Origin of the sequence: Nocardia ninae NBRC 108245 (assembly GCF_007990755.1) — a bacterium.
GTDB lineage: Bacteria > Actinomycetota > Actinomycetes > Mycobacteriales > Mycobacteriaceae > Nocardia > Nocardia ninae.
In genome coordinates this window covers 1-23643 of sequence record NZ_BJXA01000068.1, presented here as the reverse complement: position 1 = coordinate 23643, position 23643 = coordinate 1, and the positions used below count along the sequence as shown (strand labels likewise).

The 23643-nt window shown below is 68.1% G+C and carries 21 protein-coding genes; 11 read left to right on the top strand and 10 right to left on the bottom strand.

Annotated elements, in window-relative coordinates; all coding sequences use genetic code 11:
- The first annotated feature begins 131 nt into the window (after nt 1-131).
- The gene (locus tag NN4_RS34040) at nt 132-578 is read left to right on the top strand and encodes a nitroreductase family deazaflavin-dependent oxidoreductase (protein ID WP_147139905.1); all 447 of its coding nucleotides are present in this window, start codon (nt 132-134) and stop codon (nt 576-578) included.
- 11 nt (nt 579-589) lie between these two features.
- Here NN4_RS34040 and aroQ read toward each other — a convergent pair whose 3' ends face one another.
- Both aroQ and abmR read right to left on the bottom strand, forming a co-directional pair.
- Nucleotides 590-1030 (bottom strand): type II 3-dehydroquinate dehydratase, encoded by a 441-nt coding sequence (gene aroQ, locus NN4_RS34035; protein ID WP_147139903.1) that lies wholly within the window; start codon nt 1028-1030, stop codon nt 590-592.
- Between the two features lie 58 nt (nt 1031-1088).
- Nucleotides 1089-1694: an ATP-binding transcription factor AbmR gene (abmR, locus tag NN4_RS34030; protein WP_107653311.1), complete on the bottom strand. Its 606-nt coding sequence runs from the start codon at nt 1692-1694 to the stop codon at nt 1089-1091.
- Between the two features lie 397 nt (nt 1695-2091).
- On the opposite strand from abmR, the gene NN4_RS34025 reads away from it, so the two are divergent.
- On the top strand, nt 2092-3771 hold the full coding sequence (locus NN4_RS34025) for an NTF2-like N-terminal transpeptidase domain-containing protein (RefSeq protein ID WP_246181229.1): 1680 nt from the start codon (nt 2092-2094) through the stop codon (nt 3769-3771).
- On the opposite strand, the gene NN4_RS34020 is transcribed toward NN4_RS34025, so the two are convergent.
- From NN4_RS34020 to NN4_RS34010, 3 genes are all read right to left on the bottom strand, one after another.
- Complete coding sequence (locus NN4_RS34020) at nt 3768-4148, bottom strand: DUF3054 domain-containing protein (RefSeq protein WP_107653310.1); 381 nt, start codon at nt 4146-4148, stop codon at nt 3768-3770. The genes NN4_RS34025 and NN4_RS34020 overlap by 4 nt on opposite strands.
- An 86-nt stretch (nt 4149-4234) precedes the next feature.
- A complete protein-coding gene (locus tag NN4_RS34015) occupies nt 4235-5323 on the bottom strand; it encodes a lysylphosphatidylglycerol synthase transmembrane domain-containing protein (protein ID WP_147139901.1) in 1089 nt (362 codons plus the stop codon).
- A 4-nt stretch (nt 5324-5327) separates the two neighbouring features.
- On the bottom strand, nt 5328-6848 hold the full coding sequence (locus NN4_RS34010; protein WP_186818766.1) for an adenylate/guanylate cyclase domain-containing protein: 1521 nt from the start codon (nt 6846-6848) through the stop codon (nt 5328-5330).
- 159 nt (nt 6849-7007) lie between these two features.
- Here NN4_RS34010 and NN4_RS34005 point away from each other — a divergent pair, with 159 nt between their 5' ends.
- From NN4_RS34005 to NN4_RS33985, 5 genes are all read left to right on the top strand, one after another.
- Nucleotides 7008-8264, top strand: a complete 1257-nt coding sequence (locus NN4_RS34005; RefSeq protein WP_147139899.1) for an AI-2E family transporter — start codon at nt 7008-7010, stop codon at nt 8262-8264.
- Nucleotides 8265-8269: 5 nt separating this feature from the next.
- On the top strand, nt 8270-9445 hold the full coding sequence (gene macS, locus NN4_RS34000; RefSeq protein ID WP_147139897.1) for a MacS family sensor histidine kinase: 1176 nt from the start codon (nt 8270-8272) through the stop codon (nt 9443-9445).
- A gap of 61 nt (nt 9446-9506) precedes the next feature.
- The gene (locus NN4_RS33995; RefSeq protein ID WP_107659835.1) at nt 9507-10142 is read left to right on the top strand and encodes a response regulator; all 636 of its coding nucleotides are present in this window, start codon (nt 9507-9509) and stop codon (nt 10140-10142) included.
- A 124-nt stretch (nt 10143-10266) separates the two neighbouring features.
- The gene (locus NN4_RS33990) at nt 10267-10920 is read left to right on the top strand and encodes a DUF1707 SHOCT-like domain-containing protein (RefSeq protein ID WP_147139958.1); all 654 of its coding nucleotides are present in this window, start codon (nt 10267-10269) and stop codon (nt 10918-10920) included.
- A gap of 4 nt (nt 10921-10924) precedes the next feature.
- Nucleotides 10925-11296 carry a MerR family transcriptional regulator gene (locus tag NN4_RS33985; RefSeq protein ID WP_147139895.1) on the top strand — a complete coding sequence of 124 codons (372 nt, stop codon included), beginning with the start codon at nt 10925-10927 and terminating at the stop codon, nt 11294-11296.
- A gap of 3 nt (nt 11297-11299) precedes the next feature.
- Here the strand turns inward: NN4_RS33985 and NN4_RS33980 are convergent, their stop codons facing one another.
- The gene (locus tag NN4_RS33980; protein ID WP_147139893.1) at nt 11300-12490 is read right to left on the bottom strand and encodes a helix-turn-helix domain-containing protein; all 1191 of its coding nucleotides are present in this window, start codon (nt 12488-12490) and stop codon (nt 11300-11302) included.
- A 148-nt stretch (nt 12491-12638) separates the two neighbouring features.
- Here NN4_RS33980 and NN4_RS33975 point away from each other — a divergent pair, with 148 nt between their 5' ends.
- Both NN4_RS33975 and NN4_RS33970 read left to right on the top strand, forming a co-directional pair.
- Nucleotides 12639-13100, top strand: coding sequence for a hypothetical protein (locus NN4_RS33975; RefSeq protein WP_147139892.1), 462 nt, complete (start codon nt 12639-12641; stop codon nt 13098-13100).
- Between the two features lie 99 nt (nt 13101-13199).
- The gene (locus tag NN4_RS33970) at nt 13200-15404 is read left to right on the top strand and encodes a DUF2339 domain-containing protein (RefSeq protein ID WP_246181228.1); all 2205 of its coding nucleotides are present in this window, start codon (nt 13200-13202) and stop codon (nt 15402-15404) included.
- Nucleotides 15405-15437: 33 nt separating this feature from the next.
- Here NN4_RS33970 and NN4_RS33965 read toward each other — a convergent pair whose 3' ends face one another.
- From NN4_RS33965 to NN4_RS33950, 4 genes are read right to left on the bottom strand one after another with little or no spacing between them, the layout of a single operon-like run.
- The gene (locus tag NN4_RS33965) at nt 15438-18470 is read right to left on the bottom strand and encodes an MMPL family transporter (RefSeq protein WP_147139890.1); all 3033 of its coding nucleotides are present in this window, start codon (nt 18468-18470) and stop codon (nt 15438-15440) included.
- On the bottom strand, nt 18471-19199 hold the full coding sequence (locus tag NN4_RS33960) for an NYN domain-containing protein (RefSeq protein WP_135233981.1): 729 nt from the start codon (nt 19197-19199) through the stop codon (nt 18471-18473).
- Nucleotides 19199-20008, bottom strand: a complete 810-nt coding sequence (gene trmB / locus NN4_RS33955; protein WP_147139888.1) for a tRNA (guanosine(46)-N7)-methyltransferase TrmB — start codon at nt 20006-20008, stop codon at nt 19199-19201. Before trmB ends, NN4_RS33960 begins: the two co-directional genes overlap by 1 nt.
- Nucleotides 20009-20067: 59 nt before the next feature.
- Nucleotides 20068-21411: a lipase family protein gene (locus NN4_RS33950; RefSeq protein ID WP_147139886.1), complete on the bottom strand. Its 1344-nt coding sequence runs from the start codon at nt 21409-21411 to the stop codon at nt 20068-20070.
- 153 nt (nt 21412-21564) lie between these two features.
- On the opposite strand from NN4_RS33950, the gene NN4_RS33945 reads away from it, so the two are divergent.
- Both NN4_RS33945 and NN4_RS33940 read left to right on the top strand, forming a co-directional pair.
- Nucleotides 21565-22347, top strand: coding sequence for an SDR family oxidoreductase (locus NN4_RS33945; protein WP_147139884.1), 783 nt, complete (start codon nt 21565-21567; stop codon nt 22345-22347).
- Between the two features lie 63 nt (nt 22348-22410).
- Nucleotides 22411-23544: an amino acid adenylation domain-containing protein gene (locus tag NN4_RS33940; RefSeq protein WP_147139882.1), complete on the top strand. Its 1134-nt coding sequence runs from the start codon at nt 22411-22413 to the stop codon at nt 23542-23544.
- The last annotated feature ends 99 nt before the right edge of the window (nt 23545-23643 follow it).

Here is a 23643-nt window from a genome sequence, read left to right as displayed (position 1 = left end):
CCGCGCGATGCCGCCGACGCGATGCGCCGTGAACCGCGTGTTCAAGAAAAGAGAGCAGTGCTCTTGACGTGCCTTCGCGAAAGTGGAACACTTATCGCAATAGAGAGCAGTGCTCACAAAGGAGATCGACCATGGACCACAGCACCCGCTACATCGGCCCCGCCGGCCTGGACCCGATCATGAACCGGATTTTCAACTGGCTGCCCAGGCTCGGTATCAGCGTCATGGGTTCGCGGCTGCTGGCGGTCCGCGGTCGCAAGAGCGGGCAGTGGCGGACCACGATGGTCAACCTGATGGTGCGCGAAGACGGCGCCCGCTTCCTCGTCGCCCCGCGCGGGCACACGCAGTGGGTGCGCAATCTGCGTGTGGCCGGTGGCGGCGAGCTGCGGCTCGGTCGCAAGGTCGAGGAGTTCACCGCCACCGAGATCGCCGACGCGGACAAGGTCCCGCTGTTGCGGCTGTACCTGCGCAAGTGGGGCTGGGAGGTGGGCAAGTTCTTCGAGGGCGTCACCAAGGACGCCACCGACGCGGAGTTGGCCGCTATCGCACCAGGATTCCCGGTCTTTCAGATCAACTGAACACGCGGCGCTCAGGCAGAGTGAACCAGGAATTCGATCGCCGCGGCATACCCCTGAATTCCCATTCCGGCGACCACCGCGGTCGCGATCGGGGAGATGTAGGAGTGATGCCGGAACTCCTCGCGGGCGTGCACATTGCTGATATGCACCTCCACGATCGGGAGTTCCGGAATCACCAGCGCGTCCCGCAATGCCACCGAGGTGTGGGTGAGCCCGCCGGGATTGATCACGATGCCCGACTCGACGCCGCGCGCCCGATGGATCCGGTCGATCAGCGCGCCTTCGGAATTGGACTGGAAGGCGGCGATCTCGCGGCCGTAGCGTTGCGCGGTCTGCCTGCAGAGTTCGACGACGTCGTCGAGCGTCGCCGACCCGTAGACCTCCGGCTGGCGAGTGCCGAGCATGTTCAGGTTCGGGCCGTTGAGAACCAGGATCGGACCGGGTGCGGACATGCCCGCAACATTAGTCGCAGGCCTGGTCTCGAAGCCCTACCCGGCGCGTCCGGGGGACCTACAGTCCCTGCGGTCCTTCCGAGCGCAGGTCGTCCACTTTGCGCATGGCGTCGCGCAGTTCCGCCAGCCAGGATTCCGCGTGCTGGCCGGCCAGTTTCACCGTCCAGGCCAGTGCGTCCGCCCGTGAGCGCGCCACGCCCGAGTCGACGAGCGTGTCGAGAACTTTGCGTTCGGGCTGACGCAGCCGGGTCATGACGGGGACCGCCAAGTGGGTGAACATGATCCGTTCCCCGTCCACCGACACGCCCCACGCGACGCTGCGGCCGTAGCGGCGCTGCGCCTCGTCGGCGATCTGCATGCGGGCCGGGCGGGTGGACTCGCGGAAGCGCGAGATAGCGCCCTCCTTGGTCGCCCGCGGCACTTCCTCGGTCGCCGCTTCCGCGGTGCCTTCCGCGTCGACGGGAGTCTTCTCGGGCTGGGGGATCGGCAGTTCACCGATGACGACGATCTCGTCCCGGTCGATCTCGATGACGGGGGGGCCGGCGAACCAGTCCTCGGGCAACCTGCCCGCGAACCAGTCCGGCACGTCCGCGGGATCCGGTAGGTCGGCCTGCTGCCAGCCGCCCGGTCGTCCGAAGCCCCGTCCCCGGTGTTGATGTCTCATGAGGGGATCACCTACTTACTCTTCAGTGTTTCTTACAGTGATTACAAGATTACGTCGCAATCCGCGCCAATGGTTCCGCTCTGTGCGAACAGAGTTCGCCGGTGGTTAACGGGGGTGATTCGCGGTTCGTAGACGCTCGCTCTGGGTACTCATTGATCCGAAACGCCGAGTAGGGCAGTAAGTGCACAACTTTGCGTGGGGCCCCGGTACGGTAGCGGCGCCGGTTGTCGCCGTAGCACTGGACAACGATCAGGATCGGTCCCCCGAGACGGGAGATTTCGGGCACAATTGAGATGCTGAGCATGGGTAACGTCCTTGTGGCGGAGGCACCGCAGACAGGTCTTTTTCAGGTACGGTGGTCTTGTTACTGGAGTGACAAGAGTGAAGAGTGGGCGACATGGATGTCTGGGGATCCCGCCGCTTTCGCGTCCGGGGCGCTATGGCACTCGCGGGGGTGGCGGCGCTCGCGATCGCGATGGGATCGTGCGGTGTAAGTGAGGGTAAGAACGAGGCGGAGGCTGTCGTCGAGCGCTTCACCGAACTGCTCGACAAGCAGGACTACACCAAGGCTTCCGAGCTCACGTCGTACCCGTCGGCGGCTTCGGCAACGCTGAAGCAAATGTTTGCTGGGCTGCAGCCGGGCAAGGTGGATTACAAGAAGACCCAATTCATCGGCCTCGACTCCGAAGCGGCGATCTTCAGCATGGACGCCGCCTGGACCTTCGGCGACCGCAAAAACTGGAACTACAGCCTGCAGGGCAATGTCCGCAAGCTCGCCATCGGCTGGCGCATCTCCTGGGATCCGGCCGTCGTGATGCCCCAGCTCGACCACAATCGCACCGTGCGCCTGGTGCGCACCGAGCCGTCCCCGGCGCCGAAGGTCAACGACATGGCGGGGCAGCCGCTGATGACCGAGCAGATCATCAACGTGATCAAGCTCGACCCCGCGAAGATGCCCGACCCGGTCGGCTCGACCAACGCACTGGCCAAGGCCATCGAGCCGGTCGCGCCGTTGATCACCGGGCCGTCGCTGATGCAGCAGGTGGCCACCTCGCAGGGCAAACCGGTGGTCGCGGTGAATCTGCGCGAGCCCGACTTCGCCATCCTGGAGAAGGACATGGCGCCGATCCCCGGCGTGGTGATGGAGAAGCAGCCGCGGCTCATCTCCGCCGACCGCCGGGTCTGGTCGCCCATGCTCGACGCCTTGCGCAAGGTGCAGCAGGAGAGCCAGGAGCAGCACTCCGGTTGGGGTGTGCAGGTTTTCGAACAGGACGGTCGCTTCGTCGGCCAGCTCGCCGGTGTGCAGGGTCCGCCGGGCCCCGACATCGCGGGCACCATGGACCAGCGCCTGCAGCGCGCCGCCGAGGACGCGGTCGTCAGCTCCGCCACCCCCGCCGCGATCGTGGCGATCCAGCCCTCCAGTGGCGCGGTGGTCGCGGTCGCGCAGAACTCTCAGGCCAGCGAGCACGGGCCGGTGGCCTTCACCGGACTCTATCCGGTCGGCGGCAATATCGAGCTGTTCCGCAATATCGCGGCCGTCACCAAAGGCAAGGCCCCGCACGAGATTCCGGTGCAGGAAGCGGCTGAGGCCGCGACGGCGCTCGGGGTAGGTATCGACTTCAAGGTGCCCGGACTCGACGAGGTGACCGGACGACTGGCCGTCGCGGGCCGCAGCGCCGAGCAGGTCCGCCAGGGCGGCGGCTCGGACGCGGTGCTGGCCAGCCCGTTCGGCATGGCGATCGCCGCGGCCGCGATCGCGCGCGGCGAGGTGCCGCGGCCGATGATCGAGGTGGCCCGGCCGAGCACCACCGACGCGCAGCTCGCGCCGCTGTCCAGGGAGGTCACCGACCGGCTGCACAGCATGCTGCGCGATTCGACCAACGCCCCCGAGTTCGCGAGCCTGCGAATGTACCGCGATGTCAACGGGTTCAGCGCGACCGCGGGACGGGACGGCTGGCTGATCGCGATCATGGGCGACCTGGCCTTCGCCATCCACATCAACGACGTGGACAGCGGCGATGCCACCGCGCGGATGGCGGTTCGGATGTTGCAGTCGCTGGCCGCGCCCGAGACTTAATTCAATGCTTTGATGGCCGCGCGCCAGCCGAGCAGGAACAGGGCAAGCACCACACCCGCCACCAGGATGAAGCTGAACGCGGTGCCCTGACCGCTGACCACGCGCAGCAGCATGCCGCCGCCCAGAGTGCCGAGCCAGACCAGAATCCCGGTGGGCCACAAGGCGGTTCCGTCGAAGCGGGCGTCTCGTCCCGCGTCACCGAACATCCGGCTCGCCGCGGCGACCGCCACGGTCCAGCCGATCGCCAGGCCGATGGCGAACGGCCACAGCGTGCGAAGTAGTCCGGTGAGCACGGCCTCGTCGTGACTACGCCTGCCGATCGCACAGAACAGGATCACCAGCAGCGCATCTACTACCAACGGCACCAGTTTCTTCACGCGGGCAAGCGTAGTTGGCCGGTCCTGGTCAAATGTGAAGCGCCTACGGGGCTGCGTGTTCTTGGGCTGTGCCAGGTGTTTCCACCTCAGAACCGGCGCTGGGAGAATTCCTTCTCGTACTCGGCGTCGTCGTCCTGCGGGGTGCGGAACAGGAACAGGAACACGATCCATCCGACGATCGCGACCAGGATGAAGCTCACCAACCGGTAGACGAACGCCGCCGCGACCGCCTGCGCGGCGGGCAGTCCGGCGGCCGCGGTGAGGCCGTAGATGAGTGTCGCGTCGACATAGACGATCCCGCCGGGCGCGAACGGAATCGAGCCGACCGCCTTGCCCACGGCGAACGCCAGCAGCAGCCCGGCCAGCCGGGGGTCCGCGCCGACGGCATAGCAGGCGGCGCCGAGACAGGCCACGTCGGCGAACCTGTGCACCAGCGCCCACAGCCCGACCAGGGAACCGTCGCGCTTACCGAGATCCACCGACTCCAGCTGCGCCAGCACGTCGCCGACCTTGCTCGCGCCTTGGTCGGCCGGCCGCTTGCGTAGCCGATTGACCAGGCCGAGCGCCTTGCGCAGCAGCGACTCCAGCGACCCTGGATTGCGCGAGACATAGTTGCCGACCCACACCACCGCGACCACCGCTGCCAGCGACAGGATCAGTTTGAACGGCCCGATGCTGCCGCCGGACAGGAACGTGCCGCCCACCCCGAGCAACGCGAGCCCCGCCGCGGCGACCACCCCGGAGAACACCAACTGCCAGGACGCGACGATCGGACTCGCGCCGAACCGCCTGGTCTGGCGGTAGGTGAAGGCGGTGGAGAACACCTGGCCTGCGGGCAGTGTGACCGACATGGCGGTGGCGCCGTAGACGACCGCGACAGATTTTCGCTGACTTACCTCGACACCCCCGGCGTGCAGCAGCTGTTTCTGCACCCGCCCGAATCCGCTCATCGACAAGGCCTGTAACCAAATACAGGCGGCGACCCACCCCCAATGAATGTCGCTGAGCTTGCGCCACGATTCGTGCAGTCGCGGCCATAGATAGATGCCCTCGGCGATCAATAAGGCCAGCAAGGCGACCCCGAGCACCCATTTGACCCACCAGAATTTGCCACGGCGGCCATCGGTCGTGGGAGGCGGCGCAGGATCTCCTGCCGGTTCCCCGTTGGCCGTCACCAGGTCAGCCTAACGAACGTACTGTTTCGGCGTCGGGAGGTTTCGGCGCGTCGAGCTCTGCTCTGGGGTAGGCGAGCAGCGTTTTTCGGCGCCGCCCGCGCAGCTGTACCTCGTCGCCGGTTTCCCACTTGTCCTGCTCGCTTTCCTCGGCGAAATACAGCGCGCTGCCGGAGGCCAAGGTGCGGCCGGGCTGGTCTTTGGCGAGCTCGGTCAGCCGGGACGCCTCATTGACCGGATCGCCGATCACCGTGTATTCGAAACGATTGGCGGCCCCGATATTTCCGGCGACGGCCAATCCCGCCGAGACGCCGATCCCGATGTCGAGGCCGGGCACCTCCCGCAACACCGCACGCAGCTCCCGGGCCGCGGCCAGCGCGGCGGTCGGCGCGTCCGGCCGGTCCAGCGGGGCGCCGAAGATGGCCAGTGCCGCGTCGCCGACGAACTTGTTCACAAAGCCGTTGTGCCGGTCGATGACGTCGACCACGATCCGGAAGAACTCGTTGAGCAGGCTCACCACCTCGGTCGGCGGGCGCTCGGCGGCGGTCGCGGTGGAGCCGACCATGTCGACGAACAGCACGGCCACGAACCGGGTCTCACCGCCGAGCTCGGTGCCGTAGTCGAGTGCACGCTGGGCGACCTCCTCGCCGACGTGCTGACCGAACAGTTCCTGCAGCTGGCGGCGTTTGGCGGCCTCTTCCATCATCCGGTTGAAGCCGACCTGCAGCAGGCCGATCTCGCTGCCGTCGAACACCTCGACCTGGACGTCGCGCGCGCCCTCCTGCACCCGGTCGATGGCCTGGCTGAGCTGGCGCACCGGGTCGGAGATGCTGGAGCCGGTGAGCATGGACAGCGCCAGTGCCTGCAGGATCACCACACCGCAGAGCAGCAGGATGGAGATGGCCAGCGATTGGGCGGAGAATTTCACGTCCGAAGAGATCTGCGTGATACACAGCAGCACGATGGCGATGGTGGGGGCGAAAGTGCCCATTCCCCAGGTCATCGCCATCCGGGTGCCGACGCCCGGCGTCAAGGTGTGGTCGAAGGTGCCTGCGGTCAGTGCCGCGGCGGCGACCGGGCGAAGGATACGTTCGCCGAGCATGTAGGTGAAGCCGAACACGATGGTCGCGGCCATACACAGGGTGACGATGACGGCGCCGGCCAGCTTGGGCTCTTCGGAGATGATCAACAGGGCGAGGATCGCTCCGCCGATCAGCCACAGCGCCAGGTGCAGGATGGCCTGCCGCAGCGGGGCGTGCAGCGCGGCCATCTGCTCTTGGCGGCTCGGTGGTCCGCCGCGCATCTGCCAGCGCATCACCGGGCGCAGCATCAGCGCGGACGCGACCATGCTCAGCAGGCCGCCGGTGACGAACACCAGGGCGGGCACGAGCAGGCCGGTGCTCCTGGCACCGTCGGGCGCGCCCTCGGGGACCGGCAGTCCGTATTGGATGAAGGCCCACACCAGCACCGCACCGAAGGCATTGGCCAGCAGCATCGATGTCAGGTACAGCGGCCAGCGCGTTCGCATGGTCTGTTTGACCGCTTCCAAGGGCGCTGACACAACCAACAATCTAGCGTTTCGATCATGTGAGGTTCCCCGCGGCGCTGTTCGGCGGCCTGGCATTCGTCCGGCTCGGCGCACGCTGAGGACGGACAATGGGCCGCTGCGCTGGTTATGCTCGGCCAGGTGACGGACCCCAAGGCAAGCCCGAAGCGGAAAGCCGCCCTGACCCGGCCCGCCGCGGACTCGGTACACCCGATCGTGCGGGTGTCGGCGGAGTGGGGCTGGCGGCTGCTGGTCCTGTTCGCGGTGGTGCTCGCGTTCGCGGCGATCGTGCAGAAGCTGGCGACGGTGGTCATTCCGCTCGCCATCGCGCTGCTCGCGGCCGCGCTGCTGGCGCCGCTGGTGGACTGGCTGCAGCGGCTCGGCGTGCCACGGTCGGTGGGCGTGTTCGTCGCTTTGGTCGGGTCGCTCGGCTTGGTGGCAGGTGTGATGACCTTCGTCGTCGAGCAGTTCGTGGCCGGCGTGCCGCAGCTGTCGGACGAGTTCACCAACAGCATTCACAAGATCCAGGATTGGCTGATCACCGGGCCGCCGCATCTGAGCAACGATCAGATCCGCAATGCCGGTGACCAGATCATCAAGACGATCCAGTCCAATCAGGACCGGCTCACCAGCGGGGCACTGACCACCGCGACGGTGCTCGCCGAGCTGCTCACCGGCCTGTTCCTGACCCTGTTCATCCTCATCTTCTTCCTCTACGGCGGCGATCAGATCTGGCGGTTCGTCACCAGGATCGTGCCGACCCCGCAGCGCGAGCGGGTGCGCACGGCCGGCCAGCTCGGGTTCGGCACGCTGGTCGGGTTCGTGCGCGCCACCGTGGCCGTCGCGGCGGTGGACGCCATCGGCATCGGCACCGGGCTCGGCATTCTCGGTGTGCCGCTGGCCCTTCCGCTGGCCTCGCTGGTGTTCATCGGCGCGTTCATCCCGATCATCGGCGCGTTCGTGGCCGGGTTCGTCGCGGTGTTCATCGCGCTGGTGACCAAGGGGCTGATCACGTCGCTGATCGTGCTCGGCATCATCATCGCGGTGATGCAGCTGGAAGGGCATGTGCTGCAACCATTGCTGCTCGGCCGGGCGGTGAGCATCCATCCGCTGGCGGTGGTGCTCGCCATCACCGCGGGCGTGGTGCTCGGCGGGATAGCGGGCGGCCTGCTCGCGGTGCCGCTCGTCGCGGTGATGAATACCGCTATCCGGTCGCTGCTTTCGGACAGTCCGGAGGAGATGTTCGGCGAACTACAGACCGGCGAGGACTTATACGACGCCGAGCCGGACGAGCCGGAGCCTGGACGATTCGATGTGGCGGCGACCCTGGCGAAGGAAGAAGCGAAAGAATCCGGGATCGTCTATCCGGAACCCGATGAGCGCGCGCCGAAGGACTGAGTTCGATGGTGCGCCGAGGGGCTGAGCCGCACTCGTCCGACGTGGCGACGACCCCGCTGTGGCGGGCCGCGCAGGCGTTGCGGCTGGTGACGCTGCTCTACGCGGTGCTGCAGCAGTTCGCGTCGGCGCCCTACTACCAGAATCAGCGGTTGAGCTGGGTGCTCATCGCCTTGATGGCGGTCTGGTCCGGTGCGTCGGCGATCATGTTGTCGCAGTGGCGTTTTCCCGAGGTACGGCGGGTCCGCGCCTGGGTGGTGTTCGGTGACCACGTGGTGGTGATCGCGTTGATGGCGGCGACCCGGCTGGTCGCCGACTACGACTGGTACCACGGACATCAGACGCTGCCGACCACGCTGTGGGCCACCAATGCGGTGATCGGCGCGGCGATCCTGCGCGGACCGTTCGCGGGGGTACTGTCCGGCGCGCTGATCGCCTCGGTCGCGCTGACCGTGCGCGACCAGTGGGGGCAGGACGTGTGGACCGATGCGACGGTGCCGGTGCTCGTCTCGGTCGGCCTGGCGCTCGGTTTGGCGGCCAACACCGCGCGCCGCGCCCAGGACCAGCTCGAACGCGCGGTCCGGCTCACTGCGGCCACCGAAGAGCGGGAACGGCTTTCGCGTGAGGTGCACGACGGGGTGCTGCAGGTGCTGAGCTATATCAAGCGGCGCGGCACCGAGATCGGCGGCCCCACCGAGGAATTGGCCCAGCGCGCCGCCGAACAGGAAGTGGCGCTGCGGGTGCTGATCACTGAGACGGCCGATCGGGGGGATTCCGGCGGCGCCGAGGTCGATCTGCGTCCGTTGCTGACCGTGCACGCGACGCCGTCGGTGTTCGTCTCGACGCCCGGCCATCCGGTGCTGGTCGGGCGATGGGCCGGGACCGAGATCGCAGCGGCCGTCGCGACGGCACTGTCGAACGTCGTGCTGCACGCCGGACCCGACGCGAAAGCCTATGTGCTGCTGGAGGACACGGGGGACGAGCTGGTGATCAGCGTGCGCGACGACGGAGTCGGCATCCCGCCGGGCCGACTGGCGGAGGCGGAAGCCGAAGGGCGACTGGGGGTTTCGCGGTCCATCGTAGGCCGGATCGGCGCACTCGGCGGGACCGCCGATCTGCTCACCGAGATCGACGGCGGGGTCGGCTTCGGCACCGAGTGGGAATTCCGGGTGCCGCGGACATGAGCTTCGACGAAACAGGAGGTGCGCCGTGACCGACAGTGCTGCGGCCGAGCCGATTTCGGTGATGGTGGTGGACGACCACCCGATGTGGCGCGACGGCGTCTCCCGCGACCTCGCCGAGGCGGGCTTCGAGGTGGCCGCCACCGCGGACGGGGTCGGCAGCGCGACCAGGCGGGCGGCGGCGGTGCGGCCCGCGGTGGTGTTGATGGACATGCAGTTGCCCGACGGGAACGGCGCGCAGGCCACCGCCGAGGTGCTGCGCGTCTCGCCGGACAGCCGGGTGCTCGTGCTCTCGGCCTCGGCCGAACGCGACGACGTGCTCGACGCGATCAAGGCCGGGGCCTCGGGCTACCTGGTGAAGAGCGCGTCCGTGGCGGAGCTGATCGAGGCCGTGCGCGCGACGGCGGCGGGCCAGCCGGTGTTCACACCCGGACTTGCGGGCCTGGTCCTCGGTGAATACCGGCGCATGGCCACCACCCCGGCCGAGCCCGACGAACCACACCGCCCGGCCCTGACCGAGCGGGAGACCGAGGTGCTGCGGATGGTCGCGAAGGGCTTGTCCGCCAAGCAGATCGCGTCGCGGCTGGGTTTGAGCCATCGGACCGTGGAGAACCACGTCCAGGCGACGCTGCGCAAACTCCAGTTGGCCAATCGGGTCGAGCTCACCCGCTACGCGATCGAACAGGGCCTCGACGAGTAGGACGCGCTCGAAGTAGTACCCCGGCATCCGGGATTGCCCTGATACATGTCGGGGCTCGAATCGGTAATCTCGAATCATGGGCGGACCCGAATCGGTATCCAATGGCGTCGGCTCCGGAGACGCGATAGGCGACCGGGATCTACGCGTGTCCGACGCCGAGCGCGAGCACGTCGGCCAGTTGCTGCAGCGCGCCGTCGGGCTCGGCATGCTCTCGCTCGGCGAGTTCACCGAGCGGATGGACACGGCGCTGGCCGCCAAGACCCGCGGCGAACTCAACTCCGTGCTGATCGACCTGCCCGGCGTCCGGCTGGTCGGCCGGCCCAGCGCGCCGCCGTCGACCTTCGTGAATACCGCTCCCTCGTTCGTCAAGCACCCGCCGGTACCGCCACCGCTGAGTGCGAACACCGTGCCGGGTGGCGTAATTCGGTCTCGCTTGTCCGGGGTGAGCAGGCGCGGGCCCTGGCATGTCGCGCCGTCGCTGCACCTCAACAGCTTGCTGTCCGGCGTGACCCTGGACTTCACCGAGGCGATCATGTCCACCCAGGTGGTGGAGCTGAACGTCGACGACTATTGCAGCTCGCTCACGCTGATCGTGCCCACCGAGGCCACCGTCGACCTGAACGAGGTCGACCTGATCGGGTCCAGCGTGAACAACAAGGTCCGCACCGGGCCCCCGCTCGGCCCGCTGCACCTGGTGGTGCGCGGCCGGGTCCGATTCGGCTCGGTCACCGCCAAGCACCCCTTCATGGCGCACTGGCGTCGCATGATGGGGCACTGACCGGATGCGCATCGGGGAGCTGGCCAAGCGCACCGGTGTCAGCGAACGGTCGTTGCGCTACTACGAGGAGCAACTGCTGCTGGCGTCCGAACGCACGCCGGGCGGGCACCGGGAGTACTCCGAGCGGGCCGTGGACCGGGTCATTCACATCCAGGAACTGTTCGCGGCCGGTCTGAACAGCAAGACCATCGGGCAGCTCCTGCCGTGCATGCGCGATGTGGACGGTGGGCCTAACGAATCCGCGACGCCGGAGCTGGTCGCCCAGTTGACGATCCAACGGCAGCGGATCGACCGCACCATCGACGACCTCGTCCGCTCGCGCGAGATCCTGGACGAGGTGATCGACCGCGCCGCAGCACCGTTCGCGGCGGGTTGAGTGTCAGGTGTTGACGCCGATGCGGCGGGCGAAGGCGCGCAACGGGACTCGGCGGTCGTGGTCCAGCAGCTCGGAGACGATGTGGCGGGGCAGGGACTGGTATTTGAGCCAGTCGGGACCCCCGACCCGCTCGGCGGTGAGCAGCGTGTCGAGTGCGCGCCGGTGCTGGCCGGTGCGGGTCAGGGCGACGGCGGTGTCGGTGAGATGGCGGGCGCGACAGGCCTGCGGGAGCCCGCTGTTGGCGGGCATGGCCTTCGCGGCGGCCAGTGCCTCGGCGTACCGCTCGGCGGAGACGTTGACGTCGACCGTCTGCATGACGACTTGGGAAGGGCCGAAATAGGTTTCGTAGTCGCGCCGGTCCGTGCCGATCCGCAACGCGACCTCGTTTGCCGCCTCGACCAGTGACAACGCCTCCGGTACGGCCTGCGCCCGGCCCGCGGCGGTCGCGCCGAGCAGCACCAGCGAGCCGTACGCGGACAGGTGCGCCGGGGCGACCTCGCCGGTCGGCTCCAACCCGGTCGCCGCGCGCAATGCCACCCGGCGTGATTCGTCGTAGCGGCCCTGCACGAGCAGCTGCCAGGCGACCGAGCCGCGGATGGTGCCGAGCAACAGCGGGTCGTTGCCCTCCTCGGCCGCCGCGAGCGCGTGCCGGATCGCCAGGAACGCCGGATCGGTCTGGCCGAGGTGCACCAGGGTGCAGCCGGTGACCCAATACATCCGGGCCAGCAACTCATTGGCGACCGCGACCGAGCCGTTGCGCGCGGCGTGCACGGTGGCGCGCAGCTGGGTGAGGCCGGATGGCAGGATCGACGTGAGCAGTTCGTAGCGGCCCACCCAGTAGGCGCCCCAGGCGTAATCGACCGCGCGGCGGCCGTCGTCGAGGCTGATCGCCGCCTCGTCGTTCGTCTCACCGAGCAGGTCGTCGACCGGCGTCAACGCGCGCCGGATGGCGACGATGCCCGCATCGGGGTCACTGGACGGCACGCCCGCGCGTTTACCGATCAGGTCGGCGATGTCCACATCCAGTGCGCGAGCCAGTTTCTGCAGGCTGGCGATCGAGGCGGTCTGGCGGCCGCCCTGCTCGAGTTTGCGCACCAGGTCGACGCTGACCCCGGCCGTATCCGCGAGTTGGCGCTGGGTGAGCGCCTTGCCGCGGAACATTCGGATGCGCACGCCGATCGACGAATCGTCCATGTACCCAATTCCCTTTGTTACATCTGGGTTTCAGGGTACGACGCTAAGTCATCACAATCGACCGAAGTGGGACATTGCGTACGACTCGTTGACCGCTGGATGGAATACCGTTGCCTTTCTGCAACTTTGATAGCAAAGGGCGGCGACCATGAATATGTTCGAGCGCTGTCGGACTCCCCTCGAAATCGCACACGAACTCAGGAATCTGTACGGCCTCCCGGTCCAACTGCTGGCCGGCCGCCCGATGGTCACCACCGGCTCCGTCTTAAGCGCCATCGTGATGCCGCCCGAGCTGGGCCGCAACGTCCTGGCCACCCTCGACCGCACCCACCCCGCCCCCGTGATCGCCGACCCTGGCGCCCGCACCTGGACCTTCCTCGTCGCCCCGCCGACCCCCGCCCGCCCCGTCGAGATCCCGGTCCGCCGCCGCCTGGCCGCCCACCAGGTCACCATCGTCCCCGGCGGTCACCACATCCCCCTCCCCGCCACCGACTCCCCCCACGGCTGGCATTGGGCAGCCGAACCACCCCCCGGCCCCCTCCACCTCCCCCCACGCACCACCGTCCTCACCACCATCCACCAAATAACCACCCTCCAAACCACCCCCTGACCCGTATATCGGCGTGGCGGTCGAAGTCGGGTAGATATCTGGTGGGTATCGGGGGTTTCTACTCATGTTCGTGGGCGGTGGGGGGATCAGCATTGGGTTATGACCACATCTATCGATCCGGCGCTGATTTCGCGCATCTCGGGGGAGTTTTCTGCGTTGGGGGCGCAGATGGGTGTGCTCGGGCGGGACCTGGAGTTGTTGCGGACTCAGGTTGTCGGGGGTTCGGCTGGGGCACAGCAAGTTTCGGGAGGAGGGGTGTCGGAGGCCGGTGCGGGGGACCAGGGTCCTGCTGCGCCGAAGTCGGCTGCGGGGGATCAGGTTCCCGCTGCGCCGGAGTCGGGTGCTTCGGCGGGGGTGGGCGATCGGGCTCCTGCTGCTCCGGGTACGGGTGCGCCGGGTTCGGCTGCGCCGGTGGAGACGACTTGGCCTATGCATCCGATTCCGCCCGGTGCGGTGCCGCCGGGCTCGATGGTGCCGCCGGGCTATGCGCCGCGGTTCGCTCCGGCTCCGGCTGGTGCGGTGTCCGGTTGGGCGGGGCCGCGGGGCGGGATGATGCCGCCGAATGCTGCGGCGCAGGCTCAGATGCCGGGAGCGCGAGGGACGATGCCGCCGCGTGGGCCGGTACCGCCGATGGGCGCGCCGATGCCGCCCGGCATGCGGCCGCCGCCGCCTCGTAGTGCTCCGCGGGCTCCGCACACGCCGTGGTGGCAGCGGGACGGGGTGATCAGCCGGCTGCTTGCGGTGGCGGGCGTCGCTGTCACGTTGATCGGCGTGGTGATGCTGTTGGTGCTGGCCGCGCAGGCGGGGTTCTTCGGGCCGGTGCCGAGGGTTGTTGCGGGCGCGGTGTTCTCGGTGGCGCTGGTGGCTGCGGGGATGCGGGTGTTCGGGCGGGTCGGTGGCCGGGTCGGCGGGATCGCGTTGGCGGCCACCGGTATTGCGGGCGCGTATCTGGATGTGGTGGCGGTGACGGCGATCTACCACTGGTTGCATCCGGTGATCGGGTTCGCGGTGGCGTTCGGTGTCGCTGCCGTCGGTGTGGCCGTGGCGATGCGGTGGCAGTCGCAGCCGTTGGCGGTGCTGGTGGTGGTCGGTGCGGCGGTGCTGTCACCGATCCTGACGATAGAGCTGGCGTTGCTGGCGTTCCTGATCGTGTTGCAGTTCGCCTGTGTGCCGGTGCAATTGGTGCGGGACTGGCCGTATCTGCACGTGGTCCGCACACTGCCTGCAGCGCTGGCTACCTTCCTGTTCGTCGCGGGTGCGATCCTCGGCGGTCCGGCGGAAGGGGAGCGGCCGCTGCTGCTGCTCGCCGCTGTGGCGGTAGCGCTGGTGGGCTTGGCCGGGACCATCGTGGTGGTGCGTCGCAAGCCCACCGACCTCACCGCCTCGCTGATGTTCGCGGTGACAACGGTGCCGATGCTGGTCGTGCCGGGGATGTACGAGGCCGAACGGCCTGTCGCGGCAACGATCGCGGGCGTCTTCGCGGCGGTACTTCTCGCCATGGCAGCAACCACGCTGGTTCCGAAAGTGGCTGCGGTGGCGAAGATTCCGGGCCATACCGCACTGGTAGCCGCAGTAGCCGGATCGATCGCGTTGCTGGAGACGTGCGTCTCGGTGACCGAGCCACGGACCTTGCCGACCGCGTGGTTCCTGGTGGCGTTGGCCTTCCTCGGCGTGGCCGGGCAACGGCGTTCCGGTGTCACCGCCGGTATCGGCGCGGCCTTCGCGACACTCGGCGCTTTCGCCTTCCTGAACGCAGCCGGCCCGGAAATCCTTGCCTCCCAGCACCGTTCGGAAGCAAATCTGAGCATCTCGACGGTGATCGGCGCGGTACTCGCGCTCGCGGTGGTCGCCGTGGCCGTCTGGTGCGCCCGCAAACTGCCGGGCTTGCAGGGCACCGCTGAATTGCAGTGGATCGCCGCGAGCATCGCCGGGCTGTATTCGGTGACCGCCGCGACCGTCTCGATCGGCGTCGCGACCGGCGCGGACGACGGCTTCCTCATCGGCCACAGCGCCGCGACCATCCTGTGGATGGCGGCCGCCACCGCCGCGCTGTTCTACGGTCTGCGCAATATCGGCAAGGCCACCGCGGTCGCCAAACTCGCTCTCGGCTCCGGCTTGCTGGTCACCGCAGCGGCTTTGGCGAAACTGTTCCTGTTCGATCTGGCCACGCTCGACGGTCTGCTTCGCGTCGCCGCCTTCCTGGCGGTCGGCGTCCTGCTCCTCGTCGTGGGCACCAGGTATGCGCGCGCGTTCGCCGAGGCAGGTGCGACCGCACGCGAAACCGGAGAGGCGCCGACGCCCTGATCCGCGCCGGATCCCGTCCGCCGCTGCGACCGATTACTCCCGGTCGCGGCGGCGGAGCAGTTCGTTGACGCTGACGGTGCGCCCGTCGCCACCGTGGTGGCGGCCTTCTTCCGGCTTGCCGGAGCGACGCGACGAGCGAAGTTCGGCCATCCAGTTCTCGATGCTGTTGCGGTTCGGGTCACCGGCATCGGTGATCTCGGCCGGTTCCTCCGGCGGGACGGCCGGGGCGGCGTGGTGCGCGGGCCGCTCCGCAGGCGGATCCTGGCGCGGCGCAACGAACTCCGAGTACGCCGCCGGTGCCGGACCGGCGGGGGAAACCGACGGCGTCGGCTGCGTCGGTTCGAACTTGGCCTCGGGACGCCTGGCGGGGTCGAGGGAAACCGCCGGAGTCGCAGGCGGCTCGAAAGACGGTGCGGCAACAGGCGGCTCGAAACCCGACGGCGGCTCGAACGAGCTCGCCGCAGGAGACTCGAACGCCGAGAACGAAGCACCCGAGGCCCCGTCGGACCGAGCGCCACCATCACGACCGCCACCATCGAAGGGCGGGCCGGGTCGCGGCCCGGTGGGATCATGCGGAACCGCAGGGAAAGGTAGGTGCCGCTGCCCATTCGGATCCGCCGGCGCCTGCCGCGGCATGCTCGGGTCCGACACGAACCCGGACGGCGATCCGGGCCGCTGACGCGTCGGGTCGAGCGGCGCGGGCGCGGGCGTCGCCGGCGGCTTGGGCACGGCGGGCGGAATCTTGTCGAGCCTGCGCGTCGGCGCCTCGGCTTCGATCTCCGCCACCGTGCGCGGGCGGCGCGGCTTGCGCGGCCGATTGCCCTCGTTGATGGCGGGGATCTGCATGGTGACGGGATCGGTGATGGGGGTCGTCTTGACCAGGTCGACGACCTCGCCGCCGCCGGGCCGTTCGTCGTCGAGGATGGGCTCGCCGAGCCCGATCTTCTGCTGGATCTTCTTCATCCAGGCCGGCGCCCACCAGCAGTCGTCACCGAGCAGCTTCATGGTCGCGGGGACCAGCAGCATGCGCAGAATGGTGGCGTCGATGAACAGCGCGGCGATCATGCCGTAGGCGAGGTACTGCATCATCACCAGGTCGGAGAACGCGAACGCGCCGGTGACCACGAGCAGGATGAGCGCGGCCGCGGTGATGATGCGCCCGGTCTGCGCGGTGCCGATGCGCACCGCCTCGGTGGTGGACGCACCTTGCGTGCGCGCCTCGACCATCCGGGACAGCAGGAAGACCTCGTAGTCGGTCGACAGACCGTAGATCACCGCGATGATCAGCACCAGCACCGGCGACATGATCGGCTGCGGGGTGAAGTTCAGCAGTCCGGCGCCGTGCCCGTCGACGAAGATCCAGGTCAGAATGCCGAGCGTGGAACCCAAGCCGAGCGCGCTCATCAGCGCGGCCTTGATCGGCAGCACCAGCGAGCCGAAGGTCAGGAACATCAGCAGCGTGGTGACGAGCAGGACCAGCCCGATCATCAACGGCATCCGGTCCAGCAGCGCGTCGATGCTGTCCTTCTGGATCACCGGTTGGCCGCCGACGTACATTTCCACGCCGTCGGGGACGTCGATCGAGCGCAGATAGTCGATGGTCGGGTCGGCGTCCTCGGAGTCGGCGAGGGTCGCACTGGTGCGATAGACCTGGTTGTCGGTGTTCGAGCGCGACGGCACGTCGAAGGTGCCTGCGAGCCCGGGCGCCTGCTTGGCCTGCGCCCACACCTTGCCGACGTCGTTGCTGTTCTGCGACACGAACACGAGTTGGATCGGATCGGACTTACGCAACGGGAAGATCGAGTCGAATTTCGCCTGCGCCAGTCGCGTCGAATTGTCCGGCGGCAGATACCGCTCGTTGATGCCGCCGAAGGCCAGATTCTTGACCGGAATGATCAACAGCAGCAACAGGATGCAGATCGGAATCGCGATCTTGAGCGGATGCTGCATCACCCAGCGGGTGGACTTGCCCCAGAAACCGTTCTCGACCTCGTCGGCGGTCTTGGTCTTGCGGAACTTCTTGAGCCCGAACATATCCACCCGCGGCCCGAGCACGCCGAGCATCGCGGGCAGGATGGTGATCGAGGTCAGCGCCGCCAGCGAGACCGTCGCGATGGAGCCGTAGGCAATCGATTTCAGGAAGCCCTGCGGGAACAGCAGCATGCCGCCGAGGCTGGCGATGATCATCGTGGCGGAGAACACGACGGTGCGGCCCGCGGTCATCACCGACCGGCGTACCGCGGCGGGAGTGCTGTAGCCCTCGGCGAGTTCCTCACGGAATCTGCTGACGATGAACAGGCCGTAGTCGATCGCCAAACCCAGGCCGATCATCGAGACCACCGGCGCGACGAACGAGTTGACCTCGGTGAATCTGGTGATGAAAAGCACGATGCCCTGCGCACCGATCACCGTGAGACCACCGACGATCAGCGGCAGTCCGGCGGCGACCAGACCACCGAAGATGAAGAACAGCAACACCGCGACGGCGGGGATGGCCAGGATCTCCATCCGGTGCTGATCCTCGGCCATGGTGTCGTTCAGCGTGCCCGCCACCGCTTGCAGACCGGCCACCTGCACGTCCACTCCCGGAATGGTGAAGACGTTCTTCACCTTCCGGAAGTTGTTCAGCATCTCGGTGTCGTTGTCGCCCTTGATGGCGATCGAGGCGAAGGTGTACTTCTTGTCCTTCGAACCGAAGGTCAGCGGCGAGGCCTGGCCGGTCTCGGTCGGCCAGTAGGCGCCGTTGATCTTGCTGATCTCCGGGTATTCGCGCGGCAGGCTGTTCAGACTGTCGACGATCTTCTGCTTGAACTCCGGATCATCGATCGTCTTGCCCTCGGGCGCGGTGTACAGCACGATGACGTCGCTGTTGTGGTCGCGGCCGAACGCCGCGTCGGCGATCTGCGCGCCCCGCGAGGACTCCGAGGTCGGATCATCCCACCCGCTGGAGCTGAGATGGTCTCCCAAACCGAGGCCGTATCCGCCCAGCGCCAACAGCGCGGCCGCGACGATACCGATGACGCCGAAGCGCAGCTTGTAGACCAGATCGCCCCAGCGTGTGAACACTTAAGCGACTCCTTGCGCTGGGCGAGAGGTGAGCAGCGCCGACAGCGGCCGGAACGGCTGCAGCCAAGCGCCCTCGTCGGGCAGCGAGTCGAGGCTGACCCTGGGCAGCGGTTCACGGAACACGCCCGGGATGTCCTCGAGATCGATGAATTCGAGGGTATCCGAAGTGACGGCCCAACTCGCGTGCTCGCGGAAGCCGAGTACCTGACAAGGGATTCCGCTGGCGGCGAGCTCCTCGAGCGGTTCCCGAAACGCCTGGCCGTCGGCCGAGGCGACCATGATGCCCGCCAGCCCGGCGCCGCGGCTGCGCATTTCGATGTGCGCGAGCATGTCGGCGTCGACGTCGGAGTCCTCGTCGATCTTGGGCTTGGCGAAGACCGCGTAACCGACATTGCGCAGCGCCTCGACCCACGGCCGCACCACGTCGGCCGTGCCCGGCGCGATGTTGGTGAAAACGGTGGCTTCCGGCTCGACCCGATGCACAGTGCCGACCGACAATTCGGCCGTGCGCGCCAGCAGCCAGCGGCCGAGCGCGTCGAATCTGGGGCGATAGGCCGCTGTCGGCCGCCCGCCGAGGATGGCGCCGAGACCCATGTCGAGGTTCGGGGCGTCCCACACCAACAGGACCCGGCGCACGTCCGGCGTTACGCCGCCCAGACCTTCGGAACCGGTGCCCTGCACCTCCCCGGCAACATCGACCACCTCGTGGGCCATCTCAGAGACGCTCATTATTCAATCTTCCCCCATATGAGCTCTGTAATGGCGCTACCCGCACGATGTGCCTTGCCCTCGAATTTAGTGACAGGCCTTTCGAAACCGATCGGAGCGGTGTCCCGATGCTCCGCGCTTACCCCGCCTGCAGCCTCATTCATGCCTTTGAGCAGCGGTTCTTCCGCGCCTACCGCGGCAATATGTTCGGCATAGTCAGCGTGATCGGTAGCGACATGCAACACACCGCCGGGTTTTAGTCGATCGGCGATCAATGCGAATGTCGCGGGCTGCAGTAGACGCCGTTTGTGATGACGCGCCTTCGGCCACGGGTCGGGAAAGAAGACTCGGACGCCGGTCAGCGATCCAGCAGCAATCATATTTTCCAGCACATCGACGGCGTCGCCGCGCAGCAATCGGATGTTGTCGATCTTTTCCCGCTCGATGCGCTGCACCAGCTGGGCGAGGCCGGGGCGGTAGACCTCGATGCCGATCAGATTCAAGTGCGGTTCGGCCTGGGCCATCGCCGCGGTGGCGGTGCCGGTGCCGCAGCCGATCTCGATGACCAGCGGTGCTTCGCGGCCGAACCAGGCGGTGGCGTCCAGCGGTTCGTCGGCGACCTCGCGGCCGATCGCCAGCCACATCCTGGCCCACGATTGCTGCTGTGTCGCGGTCAGCGCGCCTCGGCGCGACCGGAAGCTGGTGACGCGGGGGTACAGGCGAGAGCCCGGATTCTTCCTGGGCGCACGGTCGGTCGGGGCCGAGCCTGTGGACGGCGGGCCCGGAACTGACTCGGCAGTATGGTTCGCGGCGTCGTTCACGGCGTCCATTGTCCAGCATCGAAGGAGTGGGACGGCAATCGACTGTGCGCTTGCCGTCCAGCGGGAGGTCAGGCGGCGCGTGCGCGGGCGATCGTGGCCACCGGCGCGCTCTCCTGTCGCAGCGGGCGGCCGAGTGCGACCTTGGCCGCGGTCACCATCATCTCGTACAGGCCGCGGGCGCCGGTCACCGACGCGGCGACCGACCAGACGGTGTTGTCACCCTCGTCGCTCACCGGTTGCCCGGCCAGCCGGTCTGCCAGCCATTCCAAGCTGAGCGGAGTGGACAGCGGCAGCAGCGAGAAATGCTCGCTGAGCCGGTCGCGCACGTAGCTCACCGCCGCGCCGCCGCGCCGGTAGCGCTCCACCTGGCCGTCGATGCCGTCCATGTGGATCACCTGGTCGTGTACCGGCTGCACCACGAGCAACGGGCAGGTCGGCGTCGAATTGCCCAGGCGCAGGTCGTCGAACATGGCCTGGAACTCCGGCGTCGCGATCAGCTCCTCGAGCGGACGGCTCAGGTAGTCGTCCATGCGCTTGTTGGCGAGGCCGAAGATGGCGCCGAACGGCGTCGCCGACTCCGCACGAGCCACGAAACGGCGACCGTCGAGGGTGAGTTCGTTCTGCAGCATCGCGCCGAGCACCGGATACAGCCTGCGCAGCGCCGCGATCACGATCGCGGGCAGCCCGGCGTAGCTGGAACCGTTCAGCCGGGCGAAGACCTGTCCCGGATCGCCGACGGGTGCGCCGAGCACCGCGCCGACGATGTCGAGTTCGGGCGCGTAGGTCGGCGCCATCTCCACCATCCAGGCACTGGCCATGCCGCCACCGGAGTAACCCCACACCGCGACCGGTGTGTGCGCGCCGAGGCCGAGCGGGGCGAACCGCTGCGCCGCCCGCACGCCGTCGAGCGAGCGATAGCCGGGTTCGCGTGGCGCGCCGAAGTTTCCGCGCGGGCCCTCGTGATCGGCGATGCTGACGGCCCAGCCGCGGCGCAGCGCGTTCGCGACGAGCAGCCACTCGAACTGGGTGACCGAGCCGAGCGCGCGGGCGCCGTAGCGCAACGCGTAAGAGGGGGAACATTTCTCGGTGACCGCGTCCATCGCGGTCTGAAAGGCCAACAGCGGCCGGTCTTCTTGTGGATCGGCGTCCAACGGCAGCAGCACCGTGGTGATCGCCGCCTCCGGCGTGCCGTGCATATCGCAACTGCGGTAGAGCAATTGCCAGGCCGAGACCTGCTGCGGCACAACACCGAACAGGGCGAGCTCGATCTTGCGGCTGCGCAGAATGGTGCCCGGCGGCTTGGCCGCGAAACCCTTCGGCGGGCGGTGGAACGGATCGTTACTCGGCAGCAGCGGCTTCCGGTCCGCTAGGGCGGGCTCCGTATCGGCAGTGCCGATGACATCTGCTGTCATCGCGACCTCCTCGTCGGTGAGGTCGGTTGTCGCTTGTCGAAAAGCGAAGTTGTGCACCAACACTGGCGCCGACCACGTCCAAGCAGGGTAAATGACCGGTGGCGGGTCTGGGAAGCCCGGTCCGGTCCGCCCCGCCGCACTAGACTGCGCGGTATGGGCAGACCGTCAGTGTTCATCACCGGAGCAGCGGCCGGAATCGGCCGCGCGACGGCTCTGCTTTTCGCTGCGCAGGGGTATCGGGTCGGCGCCTACGATATCGACAAGGTCGGGCTGGGCAGACTCGCGGCCGACATCGCAGGCACAGGTGGCAGCGTGCACACCGGCGTGCTGGATGTGATGAACGCCACGCAGTGGACGGAGCGGCTGGCCGAATTCCACGCGTCCGCCGGGCAGCTGGACATTCTGATCAACAATGCGGGCATTCTGCGCGCGGGTCCGTTCGAAGGCCTCGAGCTGGCCACCCACCAGGCGATCATCGACGTCAACCTCGGCGGCGTGCTCACCGGCACGCACACGGCGTTCGGCTATCTGCGGGATACGCCGGGCGCCCAGGTGGTGAATCTGTGCTCGGCCTCGGCGATCTACGGCCAGCCCGAACTCGCCAGTTACGGCGCGAGCAAGGCGGCGGTCAAAAGTCTCACGGAGGCCTTGGATCTGGAATGGGAGCGGCACGACATCCGGGTGATCGCGATCTGGCCGCTGTTCGTGGACACCGCGATGGTGGATGGCGTGGAAACCGGGACGACCAAGTCGCTCGGCGTGCGGCTCACCGCCGAGGACGTCGCGGCGGGCATCTGGGAGGCCACCCGTAAGCGCAGCCGGCTGCCCCGGGTGCACTACGAGATCGGCACGCAGGCAAAGGTCCTGGCTGCCGCCGCGAAATACGCGCCGAACTGGGCCGTGCGCACCGTGAACAAATACTTCAGCGGCACCTGAGCGGTCGTCCCCGCCAACCTCTGCGTCTTCTGCAAGAATTGCGCACCGTAGAGGGGGTACGACATGCCGACAGCCACCGAGTCCGACGGGCCGTTGCGAGAACGCGGGGTACCCGCACGCGAACACGACCAGCTCGACCGGCTGCTCGCCGAGCTGCGGTTCGGGACGGGGCGGGACAAGCAGATCGGCTATGCCGCGAGCGCCGCGGTCAGTGCCTGGCGCACACCGCCGCGCATTCAGGTGCTCGGTCGTTCGCACGCGGGTCGAACCACGGTGTTGCACGCACTCGCACTGATGTCCGCCGTCGAGTCCGGCCCGGTCGACGAGCCGGACATGCCCGATCCGGTGCTCGACGCCGATATCGCCGTCTACGTGCTGTCCGCCGCTCCATCGCCCGCGGATCGTCGCGTGCTGGCCACGCTGCCACCCGAGCGCACCATCGTGGTGCTGAACAAGGCCGACGCGATCGGCGCGCGCTGGGCGGACGCGGTCGCCGCCGCCGAGCAGTACGGCAGGGAGCTCGGTCTCGCGGTGCTGCCGGTGGTCGCCTCGCTGGCCATGCGCACCAGGGCGGGCGCGATGACGGAGGCCGACCTGACCACATTTCGCAGGCTGGCCGCGAACGCCGATGCCGCACTGACGCTTTCCCCGGACCTGTTCGTCGCGCCCGGCCCGGACCTGGCCGAACGCGAGCAGCTGCTGCAACGCTGGGACCTGTACGGGGTGACCTGTGCGCTCGCCGCACTCGGCCACGATCCGGAGCTCGCCCCGCAGACGTTGCTGCAAATCCTGCACGCCGCAAGCGGAATCGACGCGGTGCACCAGCTGCTGCACCGCCGGTACGAGCAGGTCTCGGCGCTGCGCGGCGGTGAACTCCTCGACGAACTGTCCCGGCTGGCCGCCCAAGCCGTGCCGACGGAAGGCAGCACTGCCCGAGACATCTTGGAGGCGTACCTCTTCGGTGACGACGCACGGTGGCTCGGCCTGTGCGCCGGTCTGGCTCATACCTCGGTCGCGCACCTCGCGGCGGGTTATCGCGCCCCGGCGCCCGCGGACGCCGACGACGCCATGGCCCGTGCCGCCCGCTGGCGCGCCGTCGTGTCGAGCGATATGCCGCCCGCCGCCCGCCGCGCCGCCCTGCGCGTGCACAACGGCTACATCCGACTATGGGAACGGATGAGCAGTGCCGGACTCTGAACCGCCCGGTGGTGCCGATCCGCGCGCCGTCGCAGGAATTACCGGCTCGGCCCCCGATCGACCATCTCAGTCTGTCGCTGCCGAGCGGCCCGCTGTACC